This is a genomic window from Streptomyces sp. NPDC030820 (assembly GCF_055572075.1).
The window spans coordinates 474587-497538 of the sequence record NZ_JBVIEB010000004.1 but is presented as its reverse complement, the minus strand read 5'-3'; the positions used below and the strand labels follow the sequence as shown (position 1 = coordinate 497538).

The 22952-nt window shown below is 72.9% G+C and carries 24 protein-coding genes; 9 read left to right on the top strand and 15 right to left on the bottom strand.

The annotated features are described in order from the left end of the window. Positions 1–16 precede the first annotated feature (16 nt). The gene (locus ACZ418_RS14110) at positions 17–658 is read right to left on the bottom strand and encodes a hypothetical protein (protein ID WP_468362026.1); all 642 of its coding nucleotides are present in this window, start codon (positions 656–658) and stop codon (positions 17–19) included. Continuing rightward, positions 648–1163 carry a SigE family RNA polymerase sigma factor gene (locus tag ACZ418_RS14105; RefSeq protein WP_468362024.1) on the bottom strand — a complete coding sequence of 172 codons (516 nt, stop codon included), beginning with the start codon at positions 1161–1163 and terminating at the stop codon, positions 648–650. The genes ACZ418_RS14110 and ACZ418_RS14105 overlap by 11 nt, the downstream gene beginning before the upstream one ends. Before the next feature lie 156 nt (positions 1164–1319). Here ACZ418_RS14105 and ACZ418_RS14100 point away from each other — a divergent pair, with 156 nt between their 5' ends. Next, the gene (locus ACZ418_RS14100; RefSeq protein ID WP_468362022.1) at positions 1320–2420 is read left to right on the top strand and encodes a sigma factor-like helix-turn-helix DNA-binding protein; all 1101 of its coding nucleotides are present in this window, start codon (positions 1320–1322) and stop codon (positions 2418–2420) included. After that, on the top strand, positions 2417–4042 hold the full coding sequence (locus tag ACZ418_RS14095) for a transglycosylase domain-containing protein (RefSeq protein ID WP_468362020.1): 1626 nt from the start codon (positions 2417–2419) through the stop codon (positions 4040–4042). Before ACZ418_RS14100 ends, ACZ418_RS14095 begins: the two co-directional genes overlap by 4 nt. On the opposite strand, the gene ACZ418_RS14090 is transcribed toward ACZ418_RS14095, so the two are convergent. Both ACZ418_RS14090 and ACZ418_RS14085 read right to left on the bottom strand, forming a co-directional pair. Next, entirely contained in the window at positions 4018–4230 is a 213-nt protein-coding gene (locus tag ACZ418_RS14090; RefSeq protein WP_468362018.1) for a DUF397 domain-containing protein, read from the bottom strand. The two genes, ACZ418_RS14095 and ACZ418_RS14090, sit on opposite strands and share 25 nt — an antisense overlap. After that, complete coding sequence (locus ACZ418_RS14085; protein WP_468362016.1) at positions 4214–5053, bottom strand: helix-turn-helix domain-containing protein; 840 nt, start codon at positions 5051–5053, stop codon at positions 4214–4216. Before ACZ418_RS14085 ends, ACZ418_RS14090 begins: the two co-directional genes overlap by 17 nt. A 115-nt stretch (positions 5054–5168) precedes the next feature. On the opposite strand from ACZ418_RS14085, the gene ACZ418_RS14080 reads away from it, so the two are divergent. Together ACZ418_RS14080 and ACZ418_RS14075 are read left to right on the top strand one after the other, a co-directional pair. Beyond that, on the top strand, positions 5169–5414 hold the full coding sequence (locus ACZ418_RS14080; protein WP_468362014.1) for a hypothetical protein: 246 nt from the start codon (positions 5169–5171) through the stop codon (positions 5412–5414). Positions 5415–5528: 114 nt separating this feature from the next. Next, positions 5529–6653 (top strand): NADH:flavin oxidoreductase, encoded by a 1125-nt coding sequence (locus ACZ418_RS14075; RefSeq protein WP_468362012.1) that lies wholly within the window; start codon positions 5529–5531, stop codon positions 6651–6653. 12 nt (positions 6654–6665) lie between these two features. On the opposite strand, the gene ACZ418_RS14070 is transcribed toward ACZ418_RS14075, so the two are convergent. The 5 genes from ACZ418_RS14070 to ACZ418_RS14050 all read right to left on the bottom strand — a co-directional run bounded on the left by ACZ418_RS14070 (position 6666) and on the right by ACZ418_RS14050 (position 10819). After that, positions 6666–7235: a hypothetical protein gene (locus ACZ418_RS14070; RefSeq protein ID WP_468362010.1), complete on the bottom strand. Its 570-nt coding sequence runs from the start codon at positions 7233–7235 to the stop codon at positions 6666–6668. A gap of 79 nt (positions 7236–7314) precedes the next feature. After that, positions 7315–7473 carry a hypothetical protein gene (locus ACZ418_RS14065; RefSeq protein ID WP_468362008.1) on the bottom strand — a complete coding sequence of 53 codons (159 nt, stop codon included), beginning with the start codon at positions 7471–7473 and terminating at the stop codon, positions 7315–7317. A gap of 30 nt (positions 7474–7503) precedes the next feature. Beyond that, positions 7504–8886 carry a PTS transporter subunit EIIC gene (locus ACZ418_RS14060; RefSeq protein WP_468362006.1) on the bottom strand — a complete coding sequence of 461 codons (1383 nt, stop codon included), beginning with the start codon at positions 8884–8886 and terminating at the stop codon, positions 7504–7506. 16 nt (positions 8887–8902) lie between these two features. Then, a complete protein-coding gene (gene murQ, locus ACZ418_RS14055; RefSeq protein ID WP_468362004.1) occupies positions 8903–9826 on the bottom strand; it encodes an N-acetylmuramic acid 6-phosphate etherase in 924 nt (307 codons plus the stop codon). An 87-nt stretch (positions 9827–9913) separates the two neighbouring features. Next, entirely contained in the window at positions 9914–10819 is a 906-nt protein-coding gene (locus ACZ418_RS14050) for a MurR/RpiR family transcriptional regulator (protein ID WP_468362002.1), read from the bottom strand. 56 nt (positions 10820–10875) lie between these two features. On the opposite strand from ACZ418_RS14050, the gene ACZ418_RS14045 reads away from it, so the two are divergent. Both ACZ418_RS14045 and ACZ418_RS14040 read left to right on the top strand, forming a co-directional pair. Next, a complete protein-coding gene (locus ACZ418_RS14045; RefSeq protein ID WP_468362000.1) occupies positions 10876–11259 on the top strand; it encodes a hypothetical protein in 384 nt (127 codons plus the stop codon). After that, positions 11256–11534: a DUF4031 domain-containing protein gene (locus tag ACZ418_RS14040; protein WP_468361998.1), complete on the top strand. Its 279-nt coding sequence runs from the start codon at positions 11256–11258 to the stop codon at positions 11532–11534. Before ACZ418_RS14045 ends, ACZ418_RS14040 begins: the two co-directional genes overlap by 4 nt. On the opposite strand, the gene ACZ418_RS14035 is transcribed toward ACZ418_RS14040, so the two are convergent. Continuing rightward, positions 11516–12583: a GNAT family N-acetyltransferase gene (locus ACZ418_RS14035; RefSeq protein WP_468361996.1), complete on the bottom strand. Its 1068-nt coding sequence runs from the start codon at positions 12581–12583 to the stop codon at positions 11516–11518. The two genes, ACZ418_RS14040 and ACZ418_RS14035, sit on opposite strands and share 19 nt — an antisense overlap. A 27-nt stretch (positions 12584–12610) precedes the next feature. Beyond that, the gene (locus ACZ418_RS14030) at positions 12611–13255 is read right to left on the bottom strand and encodes an HD domain-containing protein (protein WP_468361993.1); all 645 of its coding nucleotides are present in this window, start codon (positions 13253–13255) and stop codon (positions 12611–12613) included. A gap of 140 nt (positions 13256–13395) precedes the next feature. Between ACZ418_RS14030 and ACZ418_RS14025 the strand changes: the two genes are divergently transcribed. Further along, entirely contained in the window at positions 13396–14088 is a 693-nt protein-coding gene (locus ACZ418_RS14025) for a copper homeostasis protein CutC (RefSeq protein ID WP_468361990.1), read from the top strand. Between the two features lie 77 nt (positions 14089–14165). On the opposite strand, the gene ACZ418_RS14020 is transcribed toward ACZ418_RS14025, so the two are convergent. Both ACZ418_RS14020 and ACZ418_RS14015 read right to left on the bottom strand, forming a co-directional pair. Further along, the gene (locus tag ACZ418_RS14020; protein ID WP_468361987.1) at positions 14166–14846 is read right to left on the bottom strand and encodes an LppU/SCO3897 family protein; all 681 of its coding nucleotides are present in this window, start codon (positions 14844–14846) and stop codon (positions 14166–14168) included. Between the two features lie 56 nt (positions 14847–14902). Further along, positions 14903–16972 carry a HelD family protein gene (locus ACZ418_RS14015; protein ID WP_468361984.1) on the bottom strand — a complete coding sequence of 690 codons (2070 nt, stop codon included), beginning with the start codon at positions 16970–16972 and terminating at the stop codon, positions 14903–14905. A 280-nt stretch (positions 16973–17252) separates the two neighbouring features. Here ACZ418_RS14015 and ACZ418_RS14010 point away from each other — a divergent pair, with 280 nt between their 5' ends. Continuing rightward, entirely contained in the window at positions 17253–17435 is a 183-nt protein-coding gene (locus tag ACZ418_RS14010) for a hypothetical protein (RefSeq protein ID WP_468361981.1), read from the top strand. A gap of 17 nt (positions 17436–17452) precedes the next feature. Here ACZ418_RS14010 and ACZ418_RS14005 read toward each other — a convergent pair whose 3' ends face one another. Together ACZ418_RS14005 and ACZ418_RS14000 are read right to left on the bottom strand one after the other, a co-directional pair. Beyond that, positions 17453–19105, bottom strand: a complete 1653-nt coding sequence (locus ACZ418_RS14005; protein ID WP_468361978.1) for a DNA repair helicase XPB — start codon at positions 19103–19105, stop codon at positions 17453–17455. A 65-nt stretch (positions 19106–19170) separates the two neighbouring features. Beyond that, a complete protein-coding gene (locus ACZ418_RS14000; protein WP_468361975.1) occupies positions 19171–21750 on the bottom strand; it encodes a helicase-associated domain-containing protein in 2580 nt (859 codons plus the stop codon). Between the two features lie 133 nt (positions 21751–21883). On the opposite strand from ACZ418_RS14000, the gene ACZ418_RS13995 reads away from it, so the two are divergent. Continuing rightward, entirely contained in the window at positions 21884–22936 is a 1053-nt protein-coding gene (locus ACZ418_RS13995; protein ID WP_468361972.1) for a hypothetical protein, read from the top strand. The last annotated feature ends 16 nt before the right edge of the window (positions 22937–22952 follow it).

Below are 22952 nucleotides of genomic sequence, written 5' to 3'. Positions count from 1 at the left end.
CGGGCGTTTGCCGGGGCTAGGTCCTCGGCGTGACCGCCACCGACAGCGTGTCGCCCGGCTTCAGCCTGTTGTAGAGCCATACGGCGTCCTTCGTGTCGAGGCCGATCCAGGTGCCGGTTCTGGGGGCGCAGGCGAGTGAGCCGACGTAGAGGCTGGACCTGTCGCTGCCGCGGAGTTCGACCACATACGGCTCCGCCACCTTGCAGGTGGACTTGGCGAGTTCGTCGACCGTGTCCCGGGTGAGGTCGAGTTTCGCCGAGACGGTCAGCAGGTCGGCGGGGGTGCGGGTCGGGTAGCCCGAGGTGATGGGCATGACCCGGCCGCCGACGGTCAGGGCCCGCTTCGCGAAGTTCACCACGCCGGTGACCGGGGAGGCGAGGGGGGAGGGGGTGGGGGACGCCGGGAGCCGGGGAGCGGTGGCCGCCGGGGCCTGGCGGTGGCCGGGGGCGGCGCCGCCCGAGTTCAGCGTCAGCGCGAAGGCCGCCAGGGCGAGGGCCGCGGCGCCCGCGCCGAGGGCGAGGGCCGTGCGACGACGGCGACCGCGGCGGACGGCGCGGCGTCGGATCCCGGGGGCGGCGACGGATGGCGGGGTCTCGTTCGCCGTCGCCAACGCGCGGAGTGCACCGGCCAGTTCATCCATGGTGGGGTCATCCGACACGGCCGCCCTCCTTCCGTACCGGCTCATCGGCCTCGTCCGTGCCCAGCTGCTTCGCCAGTGCCGCCCGGCCCCGGGACAACCGGGCCTTGACCGTGCCCACGGGCGCGCCGGTCTCGGAGGCTACCTGCTCGACACTCAAGTCGCACAGATGGTGCAGGACGATCGCCAACCGCTGTGCCTGGGGCAATTGGCGCAACGCGGCCACCAGTGCCGTGTGTTCGGGGCCGGGCCCCGGCGTCGACTCGGGCGGGGCGTGCCGCCGTACCAGTTCCAGCCAGCGCCTGGCACGCCGCCAGCGGCTGACCGCCAGCCGTACGGCGACCGTGCGGATCCAGGCCTCCGGGGCACTGTCGGCCAGGAAGGACTTCCGCCGGTCCCAGGCGCGTACGAACGCCTCCTGCACCACGTCCTGGGCCTCGCCGTGGTCTCCGGTGAAGGCGTAGAGCTGCCCGGTCAGACGGGGGAAGGCGGCCGCGTAGAAAGCGTCGAACTCGTCCTCGGTCATGCCCTCCGCCGGAGTCTTGCCGCGTCTTGCTGAGTCTTGCTGCGTCTCTCTGGGTCTTTCGTTTCCCGTGCAACCCACCTGCCCCGCCCGTGCGTACAGGTCCCGTGGGCCGCGTGCGCGGCGTACATCGAAACACGTGACCCCAAGGAGAAGACGATGCGGACGCGTGCCCGGATCCATGACGACTTCGCCGCCTACGCGCGCACCTGCTGGCCCCGGCTCCTCGTCACCGCGCGGCTGCTCACCGAGGACCTGCCCGAGGCGGACGAACTGGCCCGGCGGACGCTGATACGGGTGTACGCGCGCTGGCGCCGGGTCCCGCGCAACGACGTGGACTTCCACGTACGGCGTCAGCTCGTGCGCAGCTGGTTGCGGCGGCCGTGGCCGCTGGCGCGGCCCGCCGCCCGCCGGCGGGCCGTGCTGGTGCTGCGGTACGGGGAGGGCCTGCCGGACGCGCAGATAGGCCAGTTGCTCGGCGTCTCCAAGGGCGCGGTACGCCACTTCGCCCGGCGTGGGACGAAGGCGGCCGGGGGCGATGAACAGCGGCTGCGCGAGGCCTACGCCGCCGCGGCCCGTGACGTGGTCCCCGGCCCGCCTCCGCTGGACACGGTGACCGCGCGGGGGCGGGCGTGGCGGCGGCGCCGGGCCGCGGTGGTCGCCGGTGGCTGTGCGGTGGCGCTGGTGGCCGGGGGTTTCGTCGCCGTCGGCCGGGTCGCCGGAAGCGGCCAGGGTGACTCGTCCGGTACGGCGGTCGGCCGGGCGGTGGGTTCCATACGGATCGTGGCGCCCGGGGAGCGGGTGCAGGCGGCGCCCGGCGTGGAGATGTGGCTGACCGCGGACGGCAGCCACTGGTCGACGCCGGAACAGGCCGACCAGTTCCGCGGGTTGGACGGCTACCCACGCCACGAGCCGGGGGTGTCCCTGCAGGCGGAGCCGGTCAAGGGCAGGTACTTCCTGTCCGGCCTGTACTACGGCGTCTCCGGGGACCCGGGACGCGTCGAGCTGAGCACCGGTCACGGCGAGGTCGCCGCCAAGGTGCTCACCCTGGCGGGCAGCCCCGGCTGGGGCGTCTGGTACGCGAGTACGTCGCTGTCCGCGCGGGACACCAAGACGCTCTTCGTCGAGGGGATGGCGATGCCGCGGAGCGTCGGGAGCGCCGAGGGCGGTGCGGGCGGTGCTGGCGGTGTGGGTGTCACGGTGTACGACGCCGCGGGCGCCGTCGTGGCACAGCTGCGGAACGGGGGGTGGCGGGCATGACCCCGGAGCTGAAGGAGGAGTCCAAGGAGACGCCGAAGCCTGCGAGTTCGCGCCGCATCCCGCTCCGCGTCCGTCTGCGCCGCAACCGGGGCCGTATCGCGCGCCGACTGCTGGCCGCCTTCCTGCTCCTGCTCGCCCTGCTGGTCGGTGCGGTCGTCGTCGCGTACAAGCTCACCGTCATTCCCGAGCCGCACCCGGACACGGTCGTCCAGAGCACCGTCTTCCTCGACGAGAAGGGTGCCTACCTGGGCCGCCGGGGCCCGGTGGACCGTCAGGAAGTGCCGCTGTCGCAGGTGCCGAGGTATGTGCAGGACGCGGTGATCGCCGCGGAGAACCGTTCCTTCCGGACCGACTCCGGAGTCTCCCCGAAGGCCATCGTCCGCGCCGTCGGGGCGGCGCTGACCGGCGGCGAACGGCAGGGCGGCTCCACCATCACCCAGCAGTACGTCAAGAACGCGCTGCTCAGCCCCGAGCAGTCACTGTCCCGCAAGGCGCGCGAGGCGCTGATCGCGGTCAAGCTGGACCGCACCCGCTCCAAGGACGAGATCCTGGAGGGCTACCTCAACACCGTGTACTTCGGCCGGGGCGCCGCCGGCATCCAGTCGGCCGCGCGCAACTACTTCGACGTCGACACCAAGGACCTCACCGTCTCCCAGGGCGCGGCCCTGGCCGCCATCATCAACCTCCCCTCCTACTACGAGAAGGCCGGCTCGGACCCGAAGGTCACGGCGACGCTCCAGCGCCGCTGGGCGTGGGTACTGGACGCCATGGCGGCGAGCGGGAACATCACGGCGAAACAGCGGGCCGAGGCCCGTTTCCCGGCGTTCCGGTTCTATCCGCCCGGGGCCACCGACGGACAGCGGCAGTACCTGATCGACATCGCGGCGAAAGAGGCCGCCGACCGGCTCGGCATCACCGAGGACCAGCTGGCGCGCGGCGGTTACACCGTGCACACCACCTTCGACCTCCCGCTGCAGGACTCCACGGCGGAACAGGTCAAGGGCCTCAAGTCCGCCAAGAGCGGCGTACGCCTGCACACCGCGGTCGTCGGCATCGAGCCCGGCGACGGTGCGGTGCGGGTGCTGTACGGCGGATCGGACTACGCCCGGCAACCCTTCAACGACGCGGTGAGCGGCGCGGTGGAGGCGGGTACGGCGATGACGCCGCTGGCGGACCAGCGGTTCGGGGCGCCGCTCACCGGGCTCCCGAAGACAGCCGCACCCACACCGCTGAAGCTCACGTCGGCGTACGCGGCGGTCGCGGCCGCCGGCATGTACGCCGCGCCGTACACCGTCGCCCGCATCACCCACGGCGGCCGGACCGTCTACTCCGCGCACCCCGACCGGCACCGGGTCCTGCCCGAGAAGGCCGCCCGCGTGGTGGCCGCGCCGGTCGCCGGCGCTCCGGCGAACCTGTTCACGGCGGGCGCGGGCGGCGGCAGCACCCGCCGCACGGTGTGGACCGTCGCCTACGACGGCCGGTTCACCCTGACCGTCGCCCTCTTCGCCGACCAGCCGGGCAAGAAGAAGGACACGACGGTGCCCGCGCAACTGCCGACAGATCCCTCACCGACGCAGTTCACGGAAGAGACGGCGACTCAGCTCTGGGGGCGCTTGAGGTGATCGACGAACGCGGACCAGGCCGAGGGCAGGAACACGAGCTTTGGGCCTTGGGGGGTTTTGGAGTCGCGGACGGGGACGAGGGCGGGGTGGCCGTCGGCTACTTCCAGGCAGTCGTTGCCGCCGCCCCCGCTGTAGCTGGACTTGCGCCAGGTGGCCGTGCTCAGCTCGTAGTCAGGGCTGTTCCTCATGGTCGTAATCCTGCGCCATCGCCTCGACGAGGGCTAGAGAGTTCTCCGGCGAGAGGGCGGAGGCCGTGAGGAGTTCGAAGGTGAACCTCAGCTGGGCAACCGTCGCCGGATCGTCTTCCAGCCGTCCGGTGCCAGGCCCTTCGAAGTAGACCAGCGGAGGAGCGTCCTCGAAGTCCATCAGCTTCAGTGGACCGTCCATCGCCTTGTGCGCTCCCGCGCTGAACGGCAGTACCTGCGCGATGATCCGGCCCCGACGGGCCAGGGTCGCGACATGGCGCAGGGCCTCCGCCATCACCGCTCGGCCACCGGTCTCCCTGCGCAGCGCCGCCTCGTCAAGCACTGCCCACAACATCGGCTTTGTTGGGTCGTTGAGCAGACGGGTCCGCGCCACCCGGCCTTCCACCCACTCATCGATCGTCTCCTCCGGTGCCGTCGGTGCGTACGCCCGGTTCACTGCCCGTGCGTACGCGGGCGTCTGGAGCAACCCGGGGATCAGCATCGGCGCGTAGTGGCGGATGGCTGTGGCGATCGACTCCGCCTCCGCTGCCTCCGCGAAGTGCTCGGGGTAGCGGGACTTGGCCGCCGCCCCGCAGTTCCGCTGGAAGAAGGTGCCCGTGCCCAACACCTCATCCAGCATCCGCGCGAAGTCCATCTGCATCCGCCGAGTCCCCGCCTCCAACTGCCCGATGAACGACCCGCTCACGAACAGCCGTTGGCCCAACTGCTCCTGACTCAGCCCCTTCCGCTCCCGAGCGTGCCGTAACTCGGCGCCCAGCAGGGCGCGCGGCGATGACGACGGATCGAGGCTCTTCGGTCCTGCCATGGCAACTCCTGGTCTGACAGCAGAGGTTGTTGGGGCGCCCTCTCTGGCCAGGTTAGAGCGCTGACGGCCACTCTGTGTGGTGAACGCGAACACTCAGCGTGGAGGAATTGGCCCAATGGAGATGAAGGAAACGGCGGCGGACGAGCGGCCCGCCCGTACGCCCGTGTACTTCGTGGATCTGCGGAACGGGCGGATCGGCGAGGTCATGGGGCGTGTGGGAGGTTACGTGCAGCTCAGGCCGATCGGCGGTGGCCGGGAGTGGGACTGTCCGCCGGACTCGGTCGAGCCGGCGCCGCCGGACGAGGTGCTGCGGGAGCGGGTGCGGCGGCTGAATCGGGACAGTGTGAGCGGTGTCACATAAGGGCGCTTCTGGGGTCGGAATGTGTGGCAGCGCATAGGCGATTACTTAAGGAGCTGCAACAATGCGTGCACACATACCGTCCGGTTAACCCCGTCACTCACGAGGAGCCCCCACGTGACCGTCACGACGCCCGCCTCCCGCGCGGCCCAGGTCCTGTCCCGCCCGATCGCGCTCAACGGTCTCACCGTCCCCAACCGGATCGTGATGGCGCCGATGACCCGCATGTTCTCCCCGGGCGGCATCCCCGGCGAGGACGTGCGCTCGTACTACTCCCGCCGGGCCGCCGCCGGGGTCGGCCTCATCGTCACCGAGGGCACGTACGTGGGCCATGAGTCGGCCGGCAACAGCGCGCGCGTTCCCCGGTTCCACGGGGAGGAGCAGCTCGCGGGCTGGGCGAAGGTCGCCGAGGACGTGCACGCGGCGGGCGGCACGATCGTCCCGCAGCTGTGGCACATCGGCATGGTCCGCAAGGACGGCGAGGCTCCCTTCCCGGAGGCCCCCGCGATGGGCCCGTCCGGCCTGGTCGCGGCGGACGCCGAGCCGACCGGCAAGGCGATGACGCAGGCCGACCTGGACGACGTCGTCGCCGCGTTCGCCAAGGCTGCCGCGGATGCCGAGCGCATCGGCTTCGACGGCGTGGAGCTCCACGGCGCCCACGGCTACCTCCTCGACCAGTTCCTGTGGGAGGGCACCAACCGCCGTACCGACGCCTACGGCGGCGACCCGGTGGCCCGCACCAAGTTCTCCGCGGAGATCGTTGCCGCGGTCCGCGCGGCGGTCTCCCCCGAGTTCCCGGTCATCTTCCGCTACTCGCAGTGGAAGCAGCAGGACTACACGGCCCGGCTCGCCGAGACCCCCGAGGAGCTGGAGGCGATCCTCACCCCGCTCGCCGCGGCCGGCGTCGACGTCTTCCACGCCTCCACCCGCCGCTACTGGCTGCCGGAGTTCGACGGCTCGGACCTGAACCTGGCCGGCTGGACGAAGAAGCTCACGGGCAAGCAGGTCATCACCGTCGGCTCGGTGGGCCTCGACGGCGAGTTCCTGGGCGCTTTCCAGGGCCAGGGCTCCGAGGTCAAGGGCATCGACAACCTCCTCGACCGCATGGAGGCCGACGAGTTCGACATGGTCGCCGTGGGCCGCGCGCTGCTCCAGGACCCGGAGTGGGCGGCCAAGGTGCTCTCCGACCGCCTCGACGAGCTGAAGCCGTACGACGCGGCGTCGCTGAAGACGCTCAGCTGAGACGCCTGAGGCCTACAGGTTGCCCATCGGCTCGATGTCGACGTGCACGGGGGTACCCCACACCCGCAGCACCTCGTAGTCGGTGAACTCGTGCACGAGCCGGTAGGCCATGGCGGGCCGCGATCCGCGCCGCTGAGCGGCGAGGTACGCCTCTGCCTCGTGCCGGTCCCTCCTCGGTGTCCCGCACAACTGCCACTCGTGCCCGTTCCACGCCTCCGGCAACCAGCGCTGCTGCGGCTGGGGCCGGTCGCCCCGGACCCCGTAACGGGAGGGTGCGGTGGCGGTGGGTGCAGGTCCGGTCCGCCCACCCTGGAACTCCGACCGCCGGGCGGCCCGGCGGCGGGTCTCACAGAGCAGACACAGATCGGGCGCGCTCTCGTCGACGGGGCCCTGCGGATGCTCGGGGCAGCGGGTGCTGGGCGCGCCGCTCCCGACGCTCTCCTCCACCAGGTCGAGTGCCCGGCGCAGGTCGGCCTTGATCTCGTGCAGCCGGGCGTCCGGGGTGTCGGAGGTCAGCGCCTCCCCGTGCTCCCCGAGAAGCCGCAGGGCCCTTCCCAGGGCGGCGAGCTGGACGTGGTTCATGTCAGCCAAGGGTACGAGAGCGGCTGCTCGGGCCGGTGTCGTGCTTCCGGTGTCGATCGGTTGCCGTGAGCGCCGTTCCTCAGCGGCCGTGATGGATCAGGCTGCCCCGGCCGCACCTGGGCAAGGGGTTGCCCAGCGGTAGCGGGGACACGGACTTGACCGCCGGGACGACGAGGCTGCCGACACAGGTCGCGGTGTCCGTGTCCGTGGCCGTGGCCAGGAGCTTCGTCTTCTTCATGCCGGGGCAACGACCCGCCCCGGCCGGTCGTCACGCCGGTGCCGCCGGCCGTGGGCGGCGCGGAAAGCCGAAGAGGTAGGTCGCCGTGAAGCCGACCGCGTAACCGGTGAGGAGGCCGCCCGCGTAGATCGCCGCCGCCGCTCCCACACCCCTGTTCCCCGTCAGCAGCGGGAACAGCGCCCAGCCCGAGGGGCCGATCGCCGTCGCGCCCACCTTCGTGCCGAGCATCGCGAAGAAGCCGACGAACGCCCCGCCCGCCGCCCCGCCCGCGCAGGCGGTCAGGAACGGGCGGCCCAGCGGCAGGGACACCCCGTAGATCAGCGGCTCGCCGACGCCCAGCAGCCCGGCCGGGAGCGCCGAGCGGATCGTCGTACGCAGGGAGGCCGTGGGGACGGAGACGTCGTGGCGCGTGCGGACGTACACCGCGAGCGCCGCGCCCACCTGGCCCGCGCCCGCCATGGCCAGCAGGGGGAGCAGGACGGTGTAGCCCTGTTGCTCGATGAGGGTGGTGTGGATGGGGATGAGGGCCTGGTGCAGTCCCAGCATGACCAAGGGGAGGAAGAGGCCCCCGAGGAGCAGTCCGGCGGCCGCGCCGGCGGTGGCCAGCAGCCAGTTGGCCGCCGTGCCGATCGCCGTCGCCACCGTGCCGGCCGCGTACATCAGGCCGTACAGCGTCACCAGGCCCGGGACGAGGACGGTGACCGTGGGGGTGAGGAGGACGTCGAGCGCGCCCGGCACCCGGCCCCGGACCCACTTCTCCACGCGGGTCGCCAGCAGCGCCGCCGCGAGTGCGCCGAGCACCCCGCCCTGGCCGGGGGCGAGATGGGTGCCGAACACCGTCACCTTCGCCACGCCCGGGTACACGACCACGGCCGCCACCGCGCCGCCCAGCACGGGCGTGCCGCCGAACTCCTTCGCCGTGTTGTGGCCGACGAACACCGCGATCAGTGCCAGGAAGGCGGAGGCGACGGAGGAGAGGGCCGGGGTCAGGGCCGGTAGCCAACCGGTGTTCAGCAGCAGGCCGTTCAGTCCGGCCAGGACGCCGCAGCCGATCAGGGCGGGGATGAGCGGGACGAAGACGTTCGCGACCCGGCGCAGGGCCGTCTTGAGGGGGGCCGCCTCCTTCTTCGACCCGGGGCCGGCAAAGGGCCGTTGGCCGGTGGTCACCCGCGCCTCCACCTCTGCCGTGACCTCGTCGACCACCCCGGGGCCGAGCACGAGCTGGCAGGTCGGGCCGTCGGACACCAGCCCGAGCACACCGGGCAGGGCCCGCAGCCCCTCCTCGTCCACCGCCGTCGGGTCGGCGAGGGTCAGCCGGAGGCGGGTCATGCAGTGGGCCACGGAGATGATGTTGGCCGGGCCGCCGACCCGGGTGAGGAGGGCGGTCGCGGTGGAGGCGGGGTCGTTGCGCACGCCCCGAGCGTGCGGGTCAGCGGGCCGAGTGCGCCAGCGCGGCACGCAGATGGCCGCCGGACTCCTCCAGAAGGCGGGCGGCCGTCGGGCCGTCGACACCGGCGAGCAGGGCGAGGATCGCGTTCTTCACCTCGCCGCCGGACTCGATGAGGGCCTTCTCGACCTCCTCGTCGGAGGCGCCCGTGGCCAGCGAGACGATACGGCGGGAGCGGGCGCGGAGTTTGTCGTTGGACGCGCGGACGTCGACCATCAGGTTCCCGTAGGTCTTGCCCAGCCGGATCATCGTGATCGTCGAGAGCATGTTCAGGACCAGCTTCTGGGCCGTGCCCGCCTTCAGGCGGGTGGAGCCGGTGATCAGTTCGGGGCCGACCACGACCTCGATGCCGTGCTCGGCCGCCGCCGCGAGCGCGCTGTGCTCGTTGCAGGCCAGGCCGACGGTCAGCGCGCCCAGAGCGCGGGCGTGCTCGACGGCGCCGATCGCGTAGGGGGTACGGCCGGAGGCGGAGACGCCGACCACGGTGTCGGCGGGGGTGAGCCCCAGCGCGTCCAGGTCGCGGCGGGCCAGTTCCGCGGAGTCCTCGGCGCCCTCGACCGAGGTGACCATCGCCTCCGGGCCGCCCGCGATCAGGCCGACGACCTGCGCGGGGTCGGTGTTGAAGGTGGGCGGGCACTCGGAGGCGTCCAGCACGCCGAGCCGGCCGGCGGTGCCGGCACCGGCGTAGATCAGCCGTCCGCCGCGGGCCATGCGCTCGGCGACGGCGTCGATGGCGGCGGCGATCCGGGGCAACTGGGCGGCGACGGCGGTGGGCACTTTGGCGTCCTCGCCGTTCATGAGCCGGGCGATGTCGAGGGTGGGAAGGCGGTCGATCCCGGCGAGCTCGGGCCGGAAGGCTTCGGTGGTCAGGGAAGCCAACTGCTGACGCAGGTCATGGGAGGTCATGGGGGGTGGCTCTCTCAGGTCTGGGTGCCGTTGTGCGTGCTGTTGCTCACCCGGGGCCGGTCACCTGGGGTCGGTCACCTCGGTCGGTCACCTGCGGCTGGTGCGATGCCGGTGAGCGAGCGCCTCGTACGACGCGGCCAGAGCGGGCGCCGCCGTCTCGTACGTACGCTGGGCCACTCCCACGAACAGGCAGTCCACCACGAGCAGTTGACTCGTCCGCGAGGACATCGCGGCGGGTCGCAGCTCGCTCTCCCGTGAGGTGGACGTGGTCAGTACGTGGTCGGCGTACTGGGTGACCGGCGAGTCCGGCCGGCCGGTGATGGCCACGGTCGTGGCCCCGTGCTCGAAGGCGACCCGCAGCGGCTCGATGACGTCCCCCGTCGAGCCGCTGTGGGTGATCGCGATCGCCACGTCACCCGAGCGGAGCTGCACCGCGTTGGTCACGGCGAGGTGCGGATCGCTGTGGGCGTGGGCTATGAGGCCTATGCGGAGCAGCTTCTGGGTGAGGTCCTGGGCGACGAGCCCCGAGGCCCCTATGCCGTACACATCGGTGCGCCGGGCCCCGGCCAGCGCACCCACGGCGGCCCCGAGCTGGACGGTGTCGAGCCCGGCGGCCGTGTCGGCGAGCGTCTGCTGCTCCTCGTAGGCGAGTTTGGTGACGACGTCGGCGATGGGGTCGTCCACCGCGATGTCGGTCGTGATCGCGGGCGCCCGGCCCGACTGCTGTTGCGCGGCGAGCCCGGCGAGGGCGAGCCGCAGGTCGCGGTAGCCGGGGTAGCCGAGGAGCCGGGCGGTGCGGACGACCGTGGCCTCGCTGGTGCCGGTGAGCTCGGCGAGGCCGGTGACCGTGAGGGCGGCGCAGCCGGCCGGGTCGCTCGCGACGGCCTCCGCGACGCGCTGCATGGAGCGGGTCATGGACGGTGCGAGGGTGCGCACCTTGGCGGCGAGGGAACCGCCCGGACTGCCGAAAATTTCCTTCACGTCCTGGGTCACAGATGAAAGATATTTTCGGTTCGGCGTCGGGGTCAAGAGTGCGCACAATGGGTTCTATGGAGCCCATTACCCCCCTTGAGCAGGCCCTGCATGCCGCCCGAGCCCTCGTGCTCGCCGATCTGGTCGCCGGTGAGGTCGCGGAGGCGGACGTGGTCTCGCTCGTCGAGGACTCCGTCGCGGAGCGCCGCTGGTGGGTCGAGCAGTGGCCGGACGGCGCGACCTATGTCGCCGGGCTGGTCGCGCAGGACGTACAGGACGCACTGCTGGACCGGTACGGCCGCTGGCCGCTGTGCCCGGTGTGCGGCTCCGGCGATCCGCACGCGCTGGACGTGGAGCCCGAACTGGGTCCCGATCCGCACTGGGTGTGCCACAAGGTGGGCGTGAAGGTCGCGGCGGTGGGTTCGCTGGGCTCGGCCACGGGCGGAATGGCCTCTTCGTGACCCTCTACATCGACCCGCCGACCTGGCCGGGGCACGGCCGCATGTGGTCGCACCTGGTCAGCGATGCGTCGTACGACGAACTCCATGCGTTCGCCGAGCGGCTGGGCGTGCCGCGGCGCGCCTTCGAGCGCGACCACTACGACCTTCCGGCGCACCGGTACGCGGAGGCGGTGGCGGCCGGCGCGGTGGAGGTCGGCAGCCGCGAGGTGGTGCGGCTGCTGCACGCCTCGGGTCTGCGCCGGCGCAAGGGGCTCGTTCAGCGGCGCAGTTCGTAGGCGAACTCGTCACCCTCGTCGCTGACCTTTGTGAACCCGACCCGGGTGACCACCGCCTGCGAGGCGGTGTTGTCCCGTTCGACGGTCGCCAAGAGGGAGCTGACGTCGTCGCGGGCCAGCGCCCAGTCGGCCAGGGTGCGCAGCGCCTCCGTCGCGTAGCCCTGGCCGCGGGCGCCCTCGACGAGGTCGTAGCCGATCTCCACCCGGCCGTCCTCGTCCGGGACGCCGTGGAAGCCCATGCCGCCGACCGCGCGGCCGTCCTCGTGCCGGACCAGTGCGAAGATCCCGAACTCCGGCCGGTGCACGCCTGCTTCGTATGCCTTCAGCAGGGAGGAGGCGGCCTGCCGGGTGCCCTCGTACGGGCCGCCGTCGAGCCAGGTGAAGCCGCCGTCGCCGTCCAGGCGCAGATCGTGGGCGGCGGCCGGGCGGATGCCGGTCAGGGTGAGGCGCTCGGCCGGGATGACGAGGTTGTTGTTCCAGCGCCATGCGGTGACCGGGGTGCGACCGGGCAGGTCGCCGCGGCCGGTGGCCCACAGCAGGGTCGGCCAGGGGGCGGGGCCGGGCTGGACGTGCGGGAAGAGGCAGGCGAGGAGGGACTCGACGAGCTCGGCCGGCGGCTCGTAGGCGATCCCCAGCCCCTCGGCCATGTCGTGCGTGTGCAGCAGCACTTCGGCGATGCCCATCGCGGCGAAGCCCTCGGCGTCGGCGCTGCGGAAAGGGTAGGGGTGGAAGCCGCGGACGCCGGGCGGGGCGGTGCGGACGGCGGCGGCGAGCAGCGCACCGGTCGTCTCGATGACGTGCAGCAGGCCCGCGTTGTCCGTGCTCTCGTCGAGGGTGAGCTCGAAGGGGAGATACGCGTCCTGTGCGCGTCCGGCCAGGTTGGCGGCGTAGGCGATCAGGTCGTCGGCGACGTGGACGGCGGTGGTGTGGCAGTCCCACTCCAGCCGCCCGGCCGGTACGGCCCGCCAGTCCCGGTCCACCGCCGCGCGCAGTGCCGCCGTGCAGCCCGCCACGGCCTCGGTCACATCGTCCCCGTTTATCGGTCGCATGAGGCGAACCCTAGAAGGCCGGACCCCTCAGGTCGACAGCATTTCCAGCTCGGAGGCGAGGTTGTAGCGGGCGGTGGCCTCCCAGTGCTCCTGGCCGTAGGGGGTGCGGAACAGCCGGGGGAGCGCCAGGAGTTGGCGCAGGATGGCCGAACGGCCCTCCCTGAAGGCGTCGTTCGGCACGAAGTGGTACTCCTCGCGCACCTCGGCGGTGTAGACGGCGTACGCCGACGGGGGCGCGGCCAGGATCGCGAGGTCGGCGTCGCACAGCACCTGGCCGTCCCGGTCGTCGTCGGCCGGGTCGTGCGTGAAGGTGAGCCGGACCAGCCGGGCCACCTCGGCGGTCGTCTCCTGAGAGACCCCGGCCTCGGGGAGCGCGCGCTCGGCGAGGCGGGCCGAGCGCTCCTCGTTCTCGGATCGTTCCGGGAGGTAGACGGCGTCGTGGAACCAGGCGGCCAGCCGTACGACGTCCGGGTCGGCGGCGTACTCCTCCAGTACGTCGATGTGGTCGAGGACCGCGGTGAGGTGGGCCGGCGTGTGGTATCTGCGCTGCGGCTCCTGCCAGCGGGCGAGCAGGTTGTCGGCGTACGGCGCGGGGTCGGGCCCGCCGCCGGGGGCGCGGGCTGCTTCCAGCGCACGGGCGAAACGGAGACGCAGGGCATCGAGGTCGGCCATGGGCCCATTCTTCCGCGCCGCGCGCCGTCGTTCCGCGGCATGCCGGCCCCGTCGACATCCTCGGACGAAGGGTGCCCTCGTACAGGCGTAGTCTTGGAATTGGACTAGACCTGTAGGGACCGACGGACGAATGGGGTGCCATGAGCAAGCGTGCAGTCCTGGAGGTGATCGCGCTCGGCGTCGAGGACGCGGTCGCCGCCCAGGCCGGAGGCGCGGACCGCCTGGAGCTGGTCACCGACATGGCGGCCGACGGGCTCAGCCCGGCGCCCGCCACCGTCGCCGGGATCCGGGCCGCCGTCGACATCGACCTGCGCGTGATGCTCCGCCTCGCGGAGGGGTTCGCGGCCGGAGACGTGGACCGGCTGGTCCGGGGGGTCGGCGACCTGCGCGAGGCAGGCGCCGACCAGTTCGTCCTCGGCTTCCTCGACGCGGACGGCGTGGTCGACCTGGCGGCACTGGAGCGGGTGCTCCACGTGCTGGACGGCTGCGCGTGGACCTTCCACCGGGCGATCGACCGGGCCGCCGACCGCGACGCCCTGCGCAAGCAGCTCGCCGACCTGCCCGGCCTCGACACCTACCTCACCGCGGGCGCCGCCGGCGGGGTGGACGAGGGCCTGCCGACGCTGCTCGCGGAGGCGGGCCGGCGGGGCGAGCCGGGGTACGGCCAGACCCTCCTGGTCGGCGGCGGCCTGCGCCTGGAGCATGTGCCGCGGCTGCGGGCCGCCGGTATCGACGCCTTCCACATCGGCGGCGCGGCCCGGCCCTCCGGCTGGGAGGGGCCGGTTTCCGAGGGGTCCGTGCGGGAGTGGCGGAGGGCGTTGGACGCGGGGTAGCGCCCCAGGCCCGCGGGTCCAACGCCGGGTGCGGCGCAGCCCCGGTGCCCCTTACGGAGCCGCGGTGCTGTCGGCCGTCACCCGGCCGCCATCCCGACGAGCACGAGGAGCAGCACCAGGGCGAAGCCGGTGAGCGGGAAGAGGCCCAGGATTCCGGCCGGGCGCCGCAGCACCGGGCGGCCCGGGTCCAGCCCGGGGCCCTGGGCGCCGGCCGGTGCGGGGAGCTTACGGATCTTGGCCAGGGCGAAGAGGTTGATCAGCAGCGTGACGGGCGTGATGAGCATCGACGCCGGACCCCACCACCCCTGCGCCATGGTGTCCGACTGCATCTTCCGGAAGACGGCGAGCGCGCAGGACTGGCAGAAGGTGCCCTTCCGCCACAGGTTCCGCATCACGATCAGCATGCCCTGGTGGCCGCGGATCGTCACCCGCTCGGCGGGCGCCGCTCCGCACACCTCGCACCCGACGCCGGCAGCGGCCGGGTACGCGCCGGGGACCTGCTGATACCCGGCCTGCCCGGAACCGGCGGGCGCCTGCGGGTAGGGAGCCTGCCCGTAGCCGCCCGGTGCCTGCCCGTACGGCCCGGCGGGCTGCGGCTGCTGCCCCATCGGCGCCTGCGGATAACCCGCCGGGGCCTGCGGATAACCCGCCGGGGCCTGCTGATACGGCCCCGGCGCCTGCTGGTAGCCCGCCGGTGCCTGCTGGTAGGGACCGGGGTGCTGCTGGTACGCGGGGTGCGGAGGCGGTGGAGTGCTCAACGGAGGCCTTTCCATGGGGACATGCCGGAACGGCACGACACCCTAGCCGTGCGCCGTCAGGCCAACTGAGCCGGTACCGGCGCCGAGTGCGTCACGACCAGGCCCGACACCGCACGCGTCAGCGCCACGTACAGGCGGCGCAGGCCGGTGCGTTCGTCCGGCTCGCCGTCCACCACCGCCTGGGGCTCGTCCAGGACCACGTAGTCGTACTCCAGACCCTTGGCGAGGGAGGCCGGGACGAGGGTGAGGCGGGTCTCCTGGGTGGTCTCCTCGCCGGGGGCGAGGTAGGGGAGCCCCGCCGCCGTCAGGGCCTCGGCCAGGACCGGGATACGGGCGTCGGCGGCGATCAGACCGGTCGAGCCCTCGTTGCGCAGCAACTCCTCGCAGGCGGTGACGACTTCGGACGTCCCCGTGGTCGTACGGACCTCGAAGAAGCCGGGGTTCTCCCGGACGGAGGCCACCGGGGTGAGGCCGGGGGCGATGTGCGGGAGGAGCCGGGAGGCGTAGGTGATGACGTCCGTGGGGACGCGGAAGCCCGCCGTCAGCTCTTCGATGACGCCCTCCTTCTTGCCGAGGTGGGCGAGGGCCTCGTCCCAGCTGCGGGTCGCCCAGGGAGTCGTGCCCTGCGCCAGGTCGCCCAGCACCGTCGCGCTGCCCGTCGTGCAGCGGCGGCCCACGGCCCGGTACTGCATGGGGGACAGGTCCTGCGCCTCGTCCAGGACGACATGGCCCAGCGAGTGGGTGCGCTGGATCAGATCGGCCGCCTCGTCGATCAGCACCGCGTCCGCCGCCGACCACTTGGCCGACTTCACGCTGCGCACCGGCTTGGCCCACAGGATCGTCTTCTGCTCGTCCTCGTCCAGGATCCCGGCGGCGTGCTCGGCGAGGAAATCTGTGTCCGTCAGCAGACGCAGCACGAGCTTCGCCGGGTCCACGGCCGGCCAGATCTCCTTCACGGCCGCCTTCACCGCGCTGTTGCGGGCCACCGCGTCCTGCACCCGGTCGTCCGGCGCCTCGCCCGAGCGCTCCATCTGCACCAGCACCGCGTGCGCGATCCGCTGCGGCAGGGCCTCGCGGGCGGCGCCGTACCGGATGTCCCGCTGAAGCAGCTCCCGGACGATGTCCTCCAGTTCGTACGACGGCACCCGCCAGCGCCGGGAGCCGCGCACCACCACGACCGCCTCCGTCGGCAGCGTCACATGGGAGTACAGGGCCCGGCGCAGCACCTCGGCCATCCGTGCGTCGCCCTTGATCACGGCGGCGGCCGCCTCGTCCGCGCCGCGCACCTCCACATGCGCGACCAGGTCGTCCACGGTGGCCTGCTGGACGGTCAGCTCGCCCAGGGCGGGGAGGACTTGCTCGATGTAGTGCAGGAAGGACTTGTTCGGGCCGATGACCAGGGTGCCGGTGCGGGCGAGCCGCTCCCGGTGGGCGTAGAGGAGGTAGGCGACCCGGTGCAGGCCGACGGCGGTCTTTCCGGTGCCGGGGCCGCCCTGGACACAGACCGTCCCGGACAGATCGGAGCGGACGATCTCGTCCTGCTCGGGCTGGATGGTGGCGACGATGTCCCGCATGGGGCCGACGCGCGGCCGCTCGATCTCCTGCTGGAGCAGCTTGCTGGTCGCGGTGCCCCCGGCGGAGCCGGAAAATGTCGCTGCGGCCGGGTCGGAGAGGTGCTCGTCCTCGTACGCCGTCAGGTCGCCGCCGGTGTAGCCGAAGCGGCGGCGCAGCCCGACGTCCATCGGGTCCTTCTTGGACGCCCGGTAGAACGGCTGCGAGACCGGGGCGCGCCAGTCGATGACCATGGGGTCGCCGTCGGCGTCGTGCACATGCCGCCGCCCGATGTAGAAACGCTCGCCCTCCGCACCCTCTGCCTGGTCCGCGCCCGGTGCGTGCAGATAGTCCAGCCGGCCGAAGAACAGTGGCGTGTCGCTGAGGTCGGCCAGTGCCTTGATCCGCTCGTCGATCTGGCGGGACAGCACTTCGGCGTTGACCCAGTTGGCGGTGACGTCCCGGATGTCCAGCGACTCCACGTCCTCGCGCATGGCGCGCAGGGCGGCGCGGGAGTCGGCGAGGTGGGAGCGCTCTCGGGCGAGTGGGTCGTCGGCGGGCGTGGACGTGGACACGAGGGTGCCTCCGGTGAACCTGCTGGGTGACTACGACGAAGCCGCCCGGTTTCCGACCGGACGACGGCACTCCGCGGAGGGGAGGCGGGCAAGAGCGGAGATTCTAGGCGAGGGCGTGCGGCGGGGGCCAACGGTTTTCCGCCCGCTCTGCTCCGACCCCTAGGGGACGCGCGGCCCCGGAAGTAGGGGCCGGGGTCCACCCGTAGATCTACGCGGGGCCGTCCGGGATTGGCTCTGGAGACCGATGCGGGCCTTATGCCCGGCGATCCACCATGGAGACATGAGCGCAGCAACCATCTCCCCAGGTCCTGTCCGGCCCCCGACCGGCGCCACAGCCGTGGACGGCCCGCATCACCACTGGCTGGGCAACGCCCTCCGCGCGATCAAGGTGTTCGCGGAGGCCGCGTTCGGCGTGGTCATCCTCGGCGAGTACGGCGAGGAAGCGGGCATACGCAACAAGTAACCGCATGCGCCGGTGGCTCAGCCGGTGCTGTCCTCCGCCAGGATCTCGTCCGCGTCCACGATCCGGTAGGCGTAGCCCTGTTCGGCCAGGAAGCGCTGGCGGTGGGCGGCGAAGTCCTGGTCGATGGTGTCGCGGGCGACGACCGAGTAGAAGTGCGCCTGGTGGCCGTCGGCCTTCGGGCGCAGGACCCGGCCGAGGCGCTGGGCCTCCTCCTGGCGGGAGCCGAAGGTGCCGGACACCTGGACGGCGACCGTCGCCTCCGGCAGGTCGATGGAGAAGTTCGCCACCTTCGACACCACCAGCACGCTGATCTCGCCCTCGCGGAAGGCGTCGAAGAGCTTCTCGCGCTGGACGTTGGAGGTCTCGCCCTTGATGACGGGCGCGTTCAAGTGCTCGCCCAGCTCGTCGAGTTGGTCGATGTACTGGCCGATGACAAGGATCTGCTGGCCGGTGAAACGGCGGACGATCGCCTCCGTCACCTTCCGCTTGGTGTCCGTCGTCGCACAGAAGCGGTACTTCTCCTCCGTCTCGGCCGTCGCGTACGCCAGCCGCTCGGAGTCCGTCAGGTTCACCCGGACCTCGACGCAGTCGGCCGGGGCGATGTACCCCTGCGCCTCGATCTCCTTCCAGGGCGCGTCGAACCGCTTCGGCCCGATGAGGGAGAACACGTCCGACTCGCGGCCGTCCTCACGGACGAGGGTCGCGGTGAGGCCCAGCCGACGGCGCGCCTGCAGATCGGCGGTGAACTTGAAGACAGGAGCGGGCAGCAGATGCACCTCGTCGTAGACGATCAGACCCCAGTCCCGGGAGTCGAACAGCTCCAGGTGCGGATAGACACCCTTCCGCTTGGTCGTCAGCACCTGGTAGGTGGCGATGGTGACCGGGCGGATCTCCTTCCTCGTACCGCTGTACTCGCCGATCTCGTCCTCGGTCAGCGAGGTCCGCCTCACCAGCTCGTGCTTCCACTGCCGCGCCGAGACGGTGTTGGTGACGAGGATCAGGGTCGTGGACTTGGCCTGCGCCATGGACCCGGCGCCGACCAGCGTCTTCCCGGCGCCACAGGGCAGCACCACGACGCCGCTGCCGCCGTGCCAGAAGTTCTCCACGGCCTGCTTCTGGTACGGCCTGAGCGCCCAGCCGTCCTCCAGCAGCTCGATCGGATGCGCCTCGCCGTCGACGTACCCGGCGAGGTCCTCGGCCGGCCAGCCCAGCTTCAGCAGCACCTGCTTGATCTGCCCGCGCTCGGACGGGTGCACGACGACCGAGTCCGCATCGATCCGCGCCCCGACCAGCGGGGCGATCCGCTTGGACTTCAGCACCTCCTCCAGCACCGGCCGGTCGGTGGTGGTCAGCACGAGGCCGTGCGCGGGGTGCTTGCTGAGCGTGAGCCGCCCGTACCGGTCCATCGTCTCGGCGATGTCCACCAGCAGGGCGTGCGGCACCGGATACCGGCTGTACTGCACCAGCGCGTCCACGACCTGCTCGGCGTCATGCCCCGCGGCCCGCGCGTTCCACAGCCCGAGCGGGGTGACCCGGTAGGTGTGGATGTGCTCGGGCGCCCGCTCCAGCTCGGCGAACGGCGCGATGGCACGCCGGCAGTCGTCGGCCCGCTCGTGGTCGACCTCCAGGAGCAGGGTCTTGTCGGACTGGACGATCAGTGGTCCGTTCACGTGCGGCACACACCCTTTCCACAACAACCAAACGTCCAGTGTGCCCTAAACGCCGACGATCACCGTCAGTCTTCCGCGAGCTCCGCCACACCCGTGATCCGGTGCAGCGGATAGGTGCGTACCTCGTCCGCGGTGTGGTCGTACGCCGTGACGAAACCGCCCTCCACCTTGACCGGGGCGATGACGCGCTGGCTGGCGGTCCCCTCGGCGTTGACGTAGCCGATCCAGAGGGACCCGCCGGTCAGGACGGCGGCCTGCACGGTGGCCAGGGTCTCGGCGGAGGAGGTGCGGGGCAGTTCGCCGCCCGGCAGCGGAGCCCCGGCTCCGGCGGTCTTGCGCGGGGCGGTGGCGGCCAGGTCGCCGGCCCGGATCGCGCGGATCGCCGCCGTGAGCAGCGTGGCGTCGGGCGGCGGCGGGCCGTCCGGGACGGGCTCGGGTGCGGTGCGCGGCGGGGTGCGGTAAGCGTGGGCCCGGGTGATCAGGACGTCGCCCTCCGCGGACTCGGCGGCCGGCGCGTAGCCCATCGCGCGCAGGCCCTCCAGCAGCGTGGCCGGGTCGCACTGGGCGGCCAGCACGGTCGGGGCGAGCCGGCGCAGCCGCAGGGCGGCGGCGCGCTTGTCGGCGAGGATCTCGTTCAGCAGCGCGTCGTCGTCGCAGCGCACATACGCCGAGGCCGCGCCGACCCGGAGATGCCCGTGCTTGCGGGCCACGTCGTCGATCAGATACGCCAGCGGCTGCGGCACCGGGGTGCGGGAGTGCTCGGCGAGGAAGGCGTGCAGATCGGCGGCGGTACGGCCGGCGTCCAGCGCCCGCCGTACCGAGGCCGGGGTGAAGCGGTACACGGTCGCGCCGCCCTTGGACTCGACGTCCGCGAGCACGTCCAGCAGATCGGCGAGGGGGCGTTGCAGTGGTCCGGGTGCCACCGCCGTCAGGTCGGCCTGGAGCAGCACATGGTCCAGCGGCTCGGGCAGGAGCGGCGCGAGGAGCCGTGCGGCGGCGGCGGTCGCCACGGCCTGCTCGGCGGGGGAGAGCGGGGCCGGGGCGGCGGCGGGTCGGTGGTGATGGTGGACGGGCAGCTTGTCGCCGGGGCCGGCCTTCGCCGCTGAGCCGGCGGCGCCCGGAGTGCCCGAGGCGGCGCGCGGGCCCGCCTCCGCCGCCGGTGCGCCCAGCAGGGCGCGGCCCTGCGTCGACAGTGCGCCCCGCCCCGTGATGCCCAGCGCCTCCGCCTCGGACAGGGTCCAGCGGGCGAGCCGGGAGCGCAGGTCCTCGTCGCCGTCCCGCTGCTGCGGTCCGCGCAGGGGCCGTTCCCAGCGCAGCCGGGCCAGCACCGACTCGGTGTCCGGGGCGGCTCCCGCCGGCAGCCCGGCCAGCAGGGTCAGCACCCGGTGCCGTACCTCGGGCGCGGCCGAGCGGTCCAGGCCGGGGCCGAGCGCGGCGAGCGTACGGTCCTTGGCGTCCCGCCCGCCGACCAGCCCCGGCGTCCGGGTGGCCGCCAGCCAGGCCTCCGCCAGCTGGGACCAGCGCTCGGCGGCGGGCCGCTCCAGCCACTCGTCGTAGGCGGGCGTGGCCGCGTACCGCTCGTCGGCCTCGCCGTCGGAGGCGATCAGCCCGGCCGCGTACGCCAGTTCCACCCAGAACGCGGCGACCGGCTCGGACACGTCCAGGGCGACGGCGGTCCGCTTCAGATCGCGGACGCTGAGGCCGCCGGCCCGCAGTACGGCCGGGCCGCCCTCGTCCCAGTCCTTCAGCAGCTCCTCGACCGTGGCGAGCGCGGTGTACGCCTGCCCGGCCGCCGTCGCGTCCACCACCTGCGGACCGTACGTCGCGGCCGTCTCCACGGCGGGCGGCAGCGGCTCGGGCGTGCGGTGCGCCCGGCCCTCGCGCAGATGCAGGGCGACCTCACGCGGCAGGACGACCGTGCCGGGCGCGGTCGGCAGCAGCAGACCGCGGTCGAGCAGCCAGCGCAGATGCGCCGCCGGTTCCGGGGTGACCTGCCCGTACGGCGGCCCCCACACCAGCCGCGCCAGCACCTCGCGGGCCGGCTCCGGGGCGCCGGCCAGCAGCTTGCTCATCTTCTTGCGATCGTTGAACAGGGCGGTGAGCGCGGTCACGGCGGACACGGAGTCGTGCGTCGAGGGCAGCCCGGCCGCCGTGACGATCTCCTGGATCCGGCCCGGCGACATGCCCGAGGTGGTCTCCTGCACGCTGGGCCCGAGCCCGGTCGGGGAGGGGTGCTGCGGGGACGGCGCGAGGAGTTCGCGGGCCGTGCGGACCAGCCGCAGCCGCTCGTCGTCGCCCCACACCAGCGCCTGCTCGCGCAGTGTGCCGAGGGCGTGCGGCAGCGCGGCGGCGACCTTCTCGTCCCCGGCGTCCCCGGCCATCAGCGCGAGCAGCGTGTCGTAGGACGCCGGGTCCGGGGCCACGGCCAGCGCCTCCGCCGTCTGCAGCGCGAACCGGTCCAGCCGCTCCAGGGCGCGCAGCACCGAGGCACGGGTGCCGGCGCGGGTGGCCAGCTGGGTGAGGTCGGTCGGGACGGGCGTGATGAGGTCGGGGCGGCTGCGCAGCAGCGCGGCCAGGGAGACGTCGTCCCGCGCGCGGAGCGCTTCCGCGAGGGAACGGGGAGCTGGGTGGGCCGCTTGGCTCATCTGACCCACGGTAGCGGGTGCCGTCGCCGAGGGGGCGTCCCCGGCGGTCCCGTACCCGGGTGCGGGTTCGGTGCCGTGTCTCTGCGCTACCGTCCTCACGGGGTTTCATCGCCGTCACCCCGGAGGGGTTCCGTTGGGGATCGAGAGCGACCAGGTCGTCTACGAGTACCTGAGCCGTGTCGGAGACATCGCTCAGCAACGGCAGCTGCCGTCGGCCACGCGGATGCGGCTCGTGTCGGAGCTGCGCAACGAGATCGACCGGCACCGGGCCAAGGCGACGGTCGACAGTCCCGCCGCGGTCCGCCGCATCCTGGACCGGCTGGGCAGCCCGGACGAGGTCGTCGCGGCCGCGGGCGGTACGTCCGGCACGTCCGGCACCGGCAGTGTTGCGCAGCCGCCCGCCGCCGTGCCGGTGCAGCCCGCGCCGCGCGAACGGAAACCGAAGGCGTCGGATCCGGCGGACGGGGAACGGCAGAACGGTCCGAGGGGCCTGAAGGCTCTGCGCCGGATCGTCCCCGGTCCCCGCCCCGGCGAGACCGGGCAAGAGCCCTCCGTCCCGCGCGACGCCCCGTCCCCGCCGCACCTGGCCGCCGCGCACGAACTCGGGGACAGCGCCGTACAGCCCGACTGGTGGCGTCTCGGCGGCGGCTCCTTCGGTGCCGCCCCCGAGACGGACTCGGTGCCGGGGTTCGTGGGCGGAGTGGAGATCCCGGAGCTGCTCAGGCGGCCGGCGAAGGAGAGGGAGCCGGCGGACCGGGCCCCTCGGCCGGCCGAGCCGGAACAGGAGGCGGCCGAGGCCGAGCCCGCGCCCGCCGCCGCACGCCGGCGTCTGATCCCCCGCCCCGCGGCCGGCTGGACCAACCCTCTCCTGCTGCTGGCCGCCGCCGCGCTGGTCGCCGGTGCGGTGCTCGGGAACTGGTTCGCCCTGCTCCTCGGCTGGGTGATCGCCTACGGCTCCCGGCGGCTGACCCCCGCGGAGACCAAGACGGCCGTGATGGTTCTGCCGGGTACGGCGGTCGCCGCGGGGATCGTGTGGCTGTGGGGGAGGGTCAACGGCCGCTGGGGCCGGCCGATCGCCCACGGCCACATGAACGACGCGATCGCCGGGACCTGGCCGTGGGTGGTCCGGGGAGCGGCGGTGGCTTCGGCGCTGTACCTGGTGTGGCGGTCACAGAGGAGCAGGTGAGCGCCGTAGGGCCGCG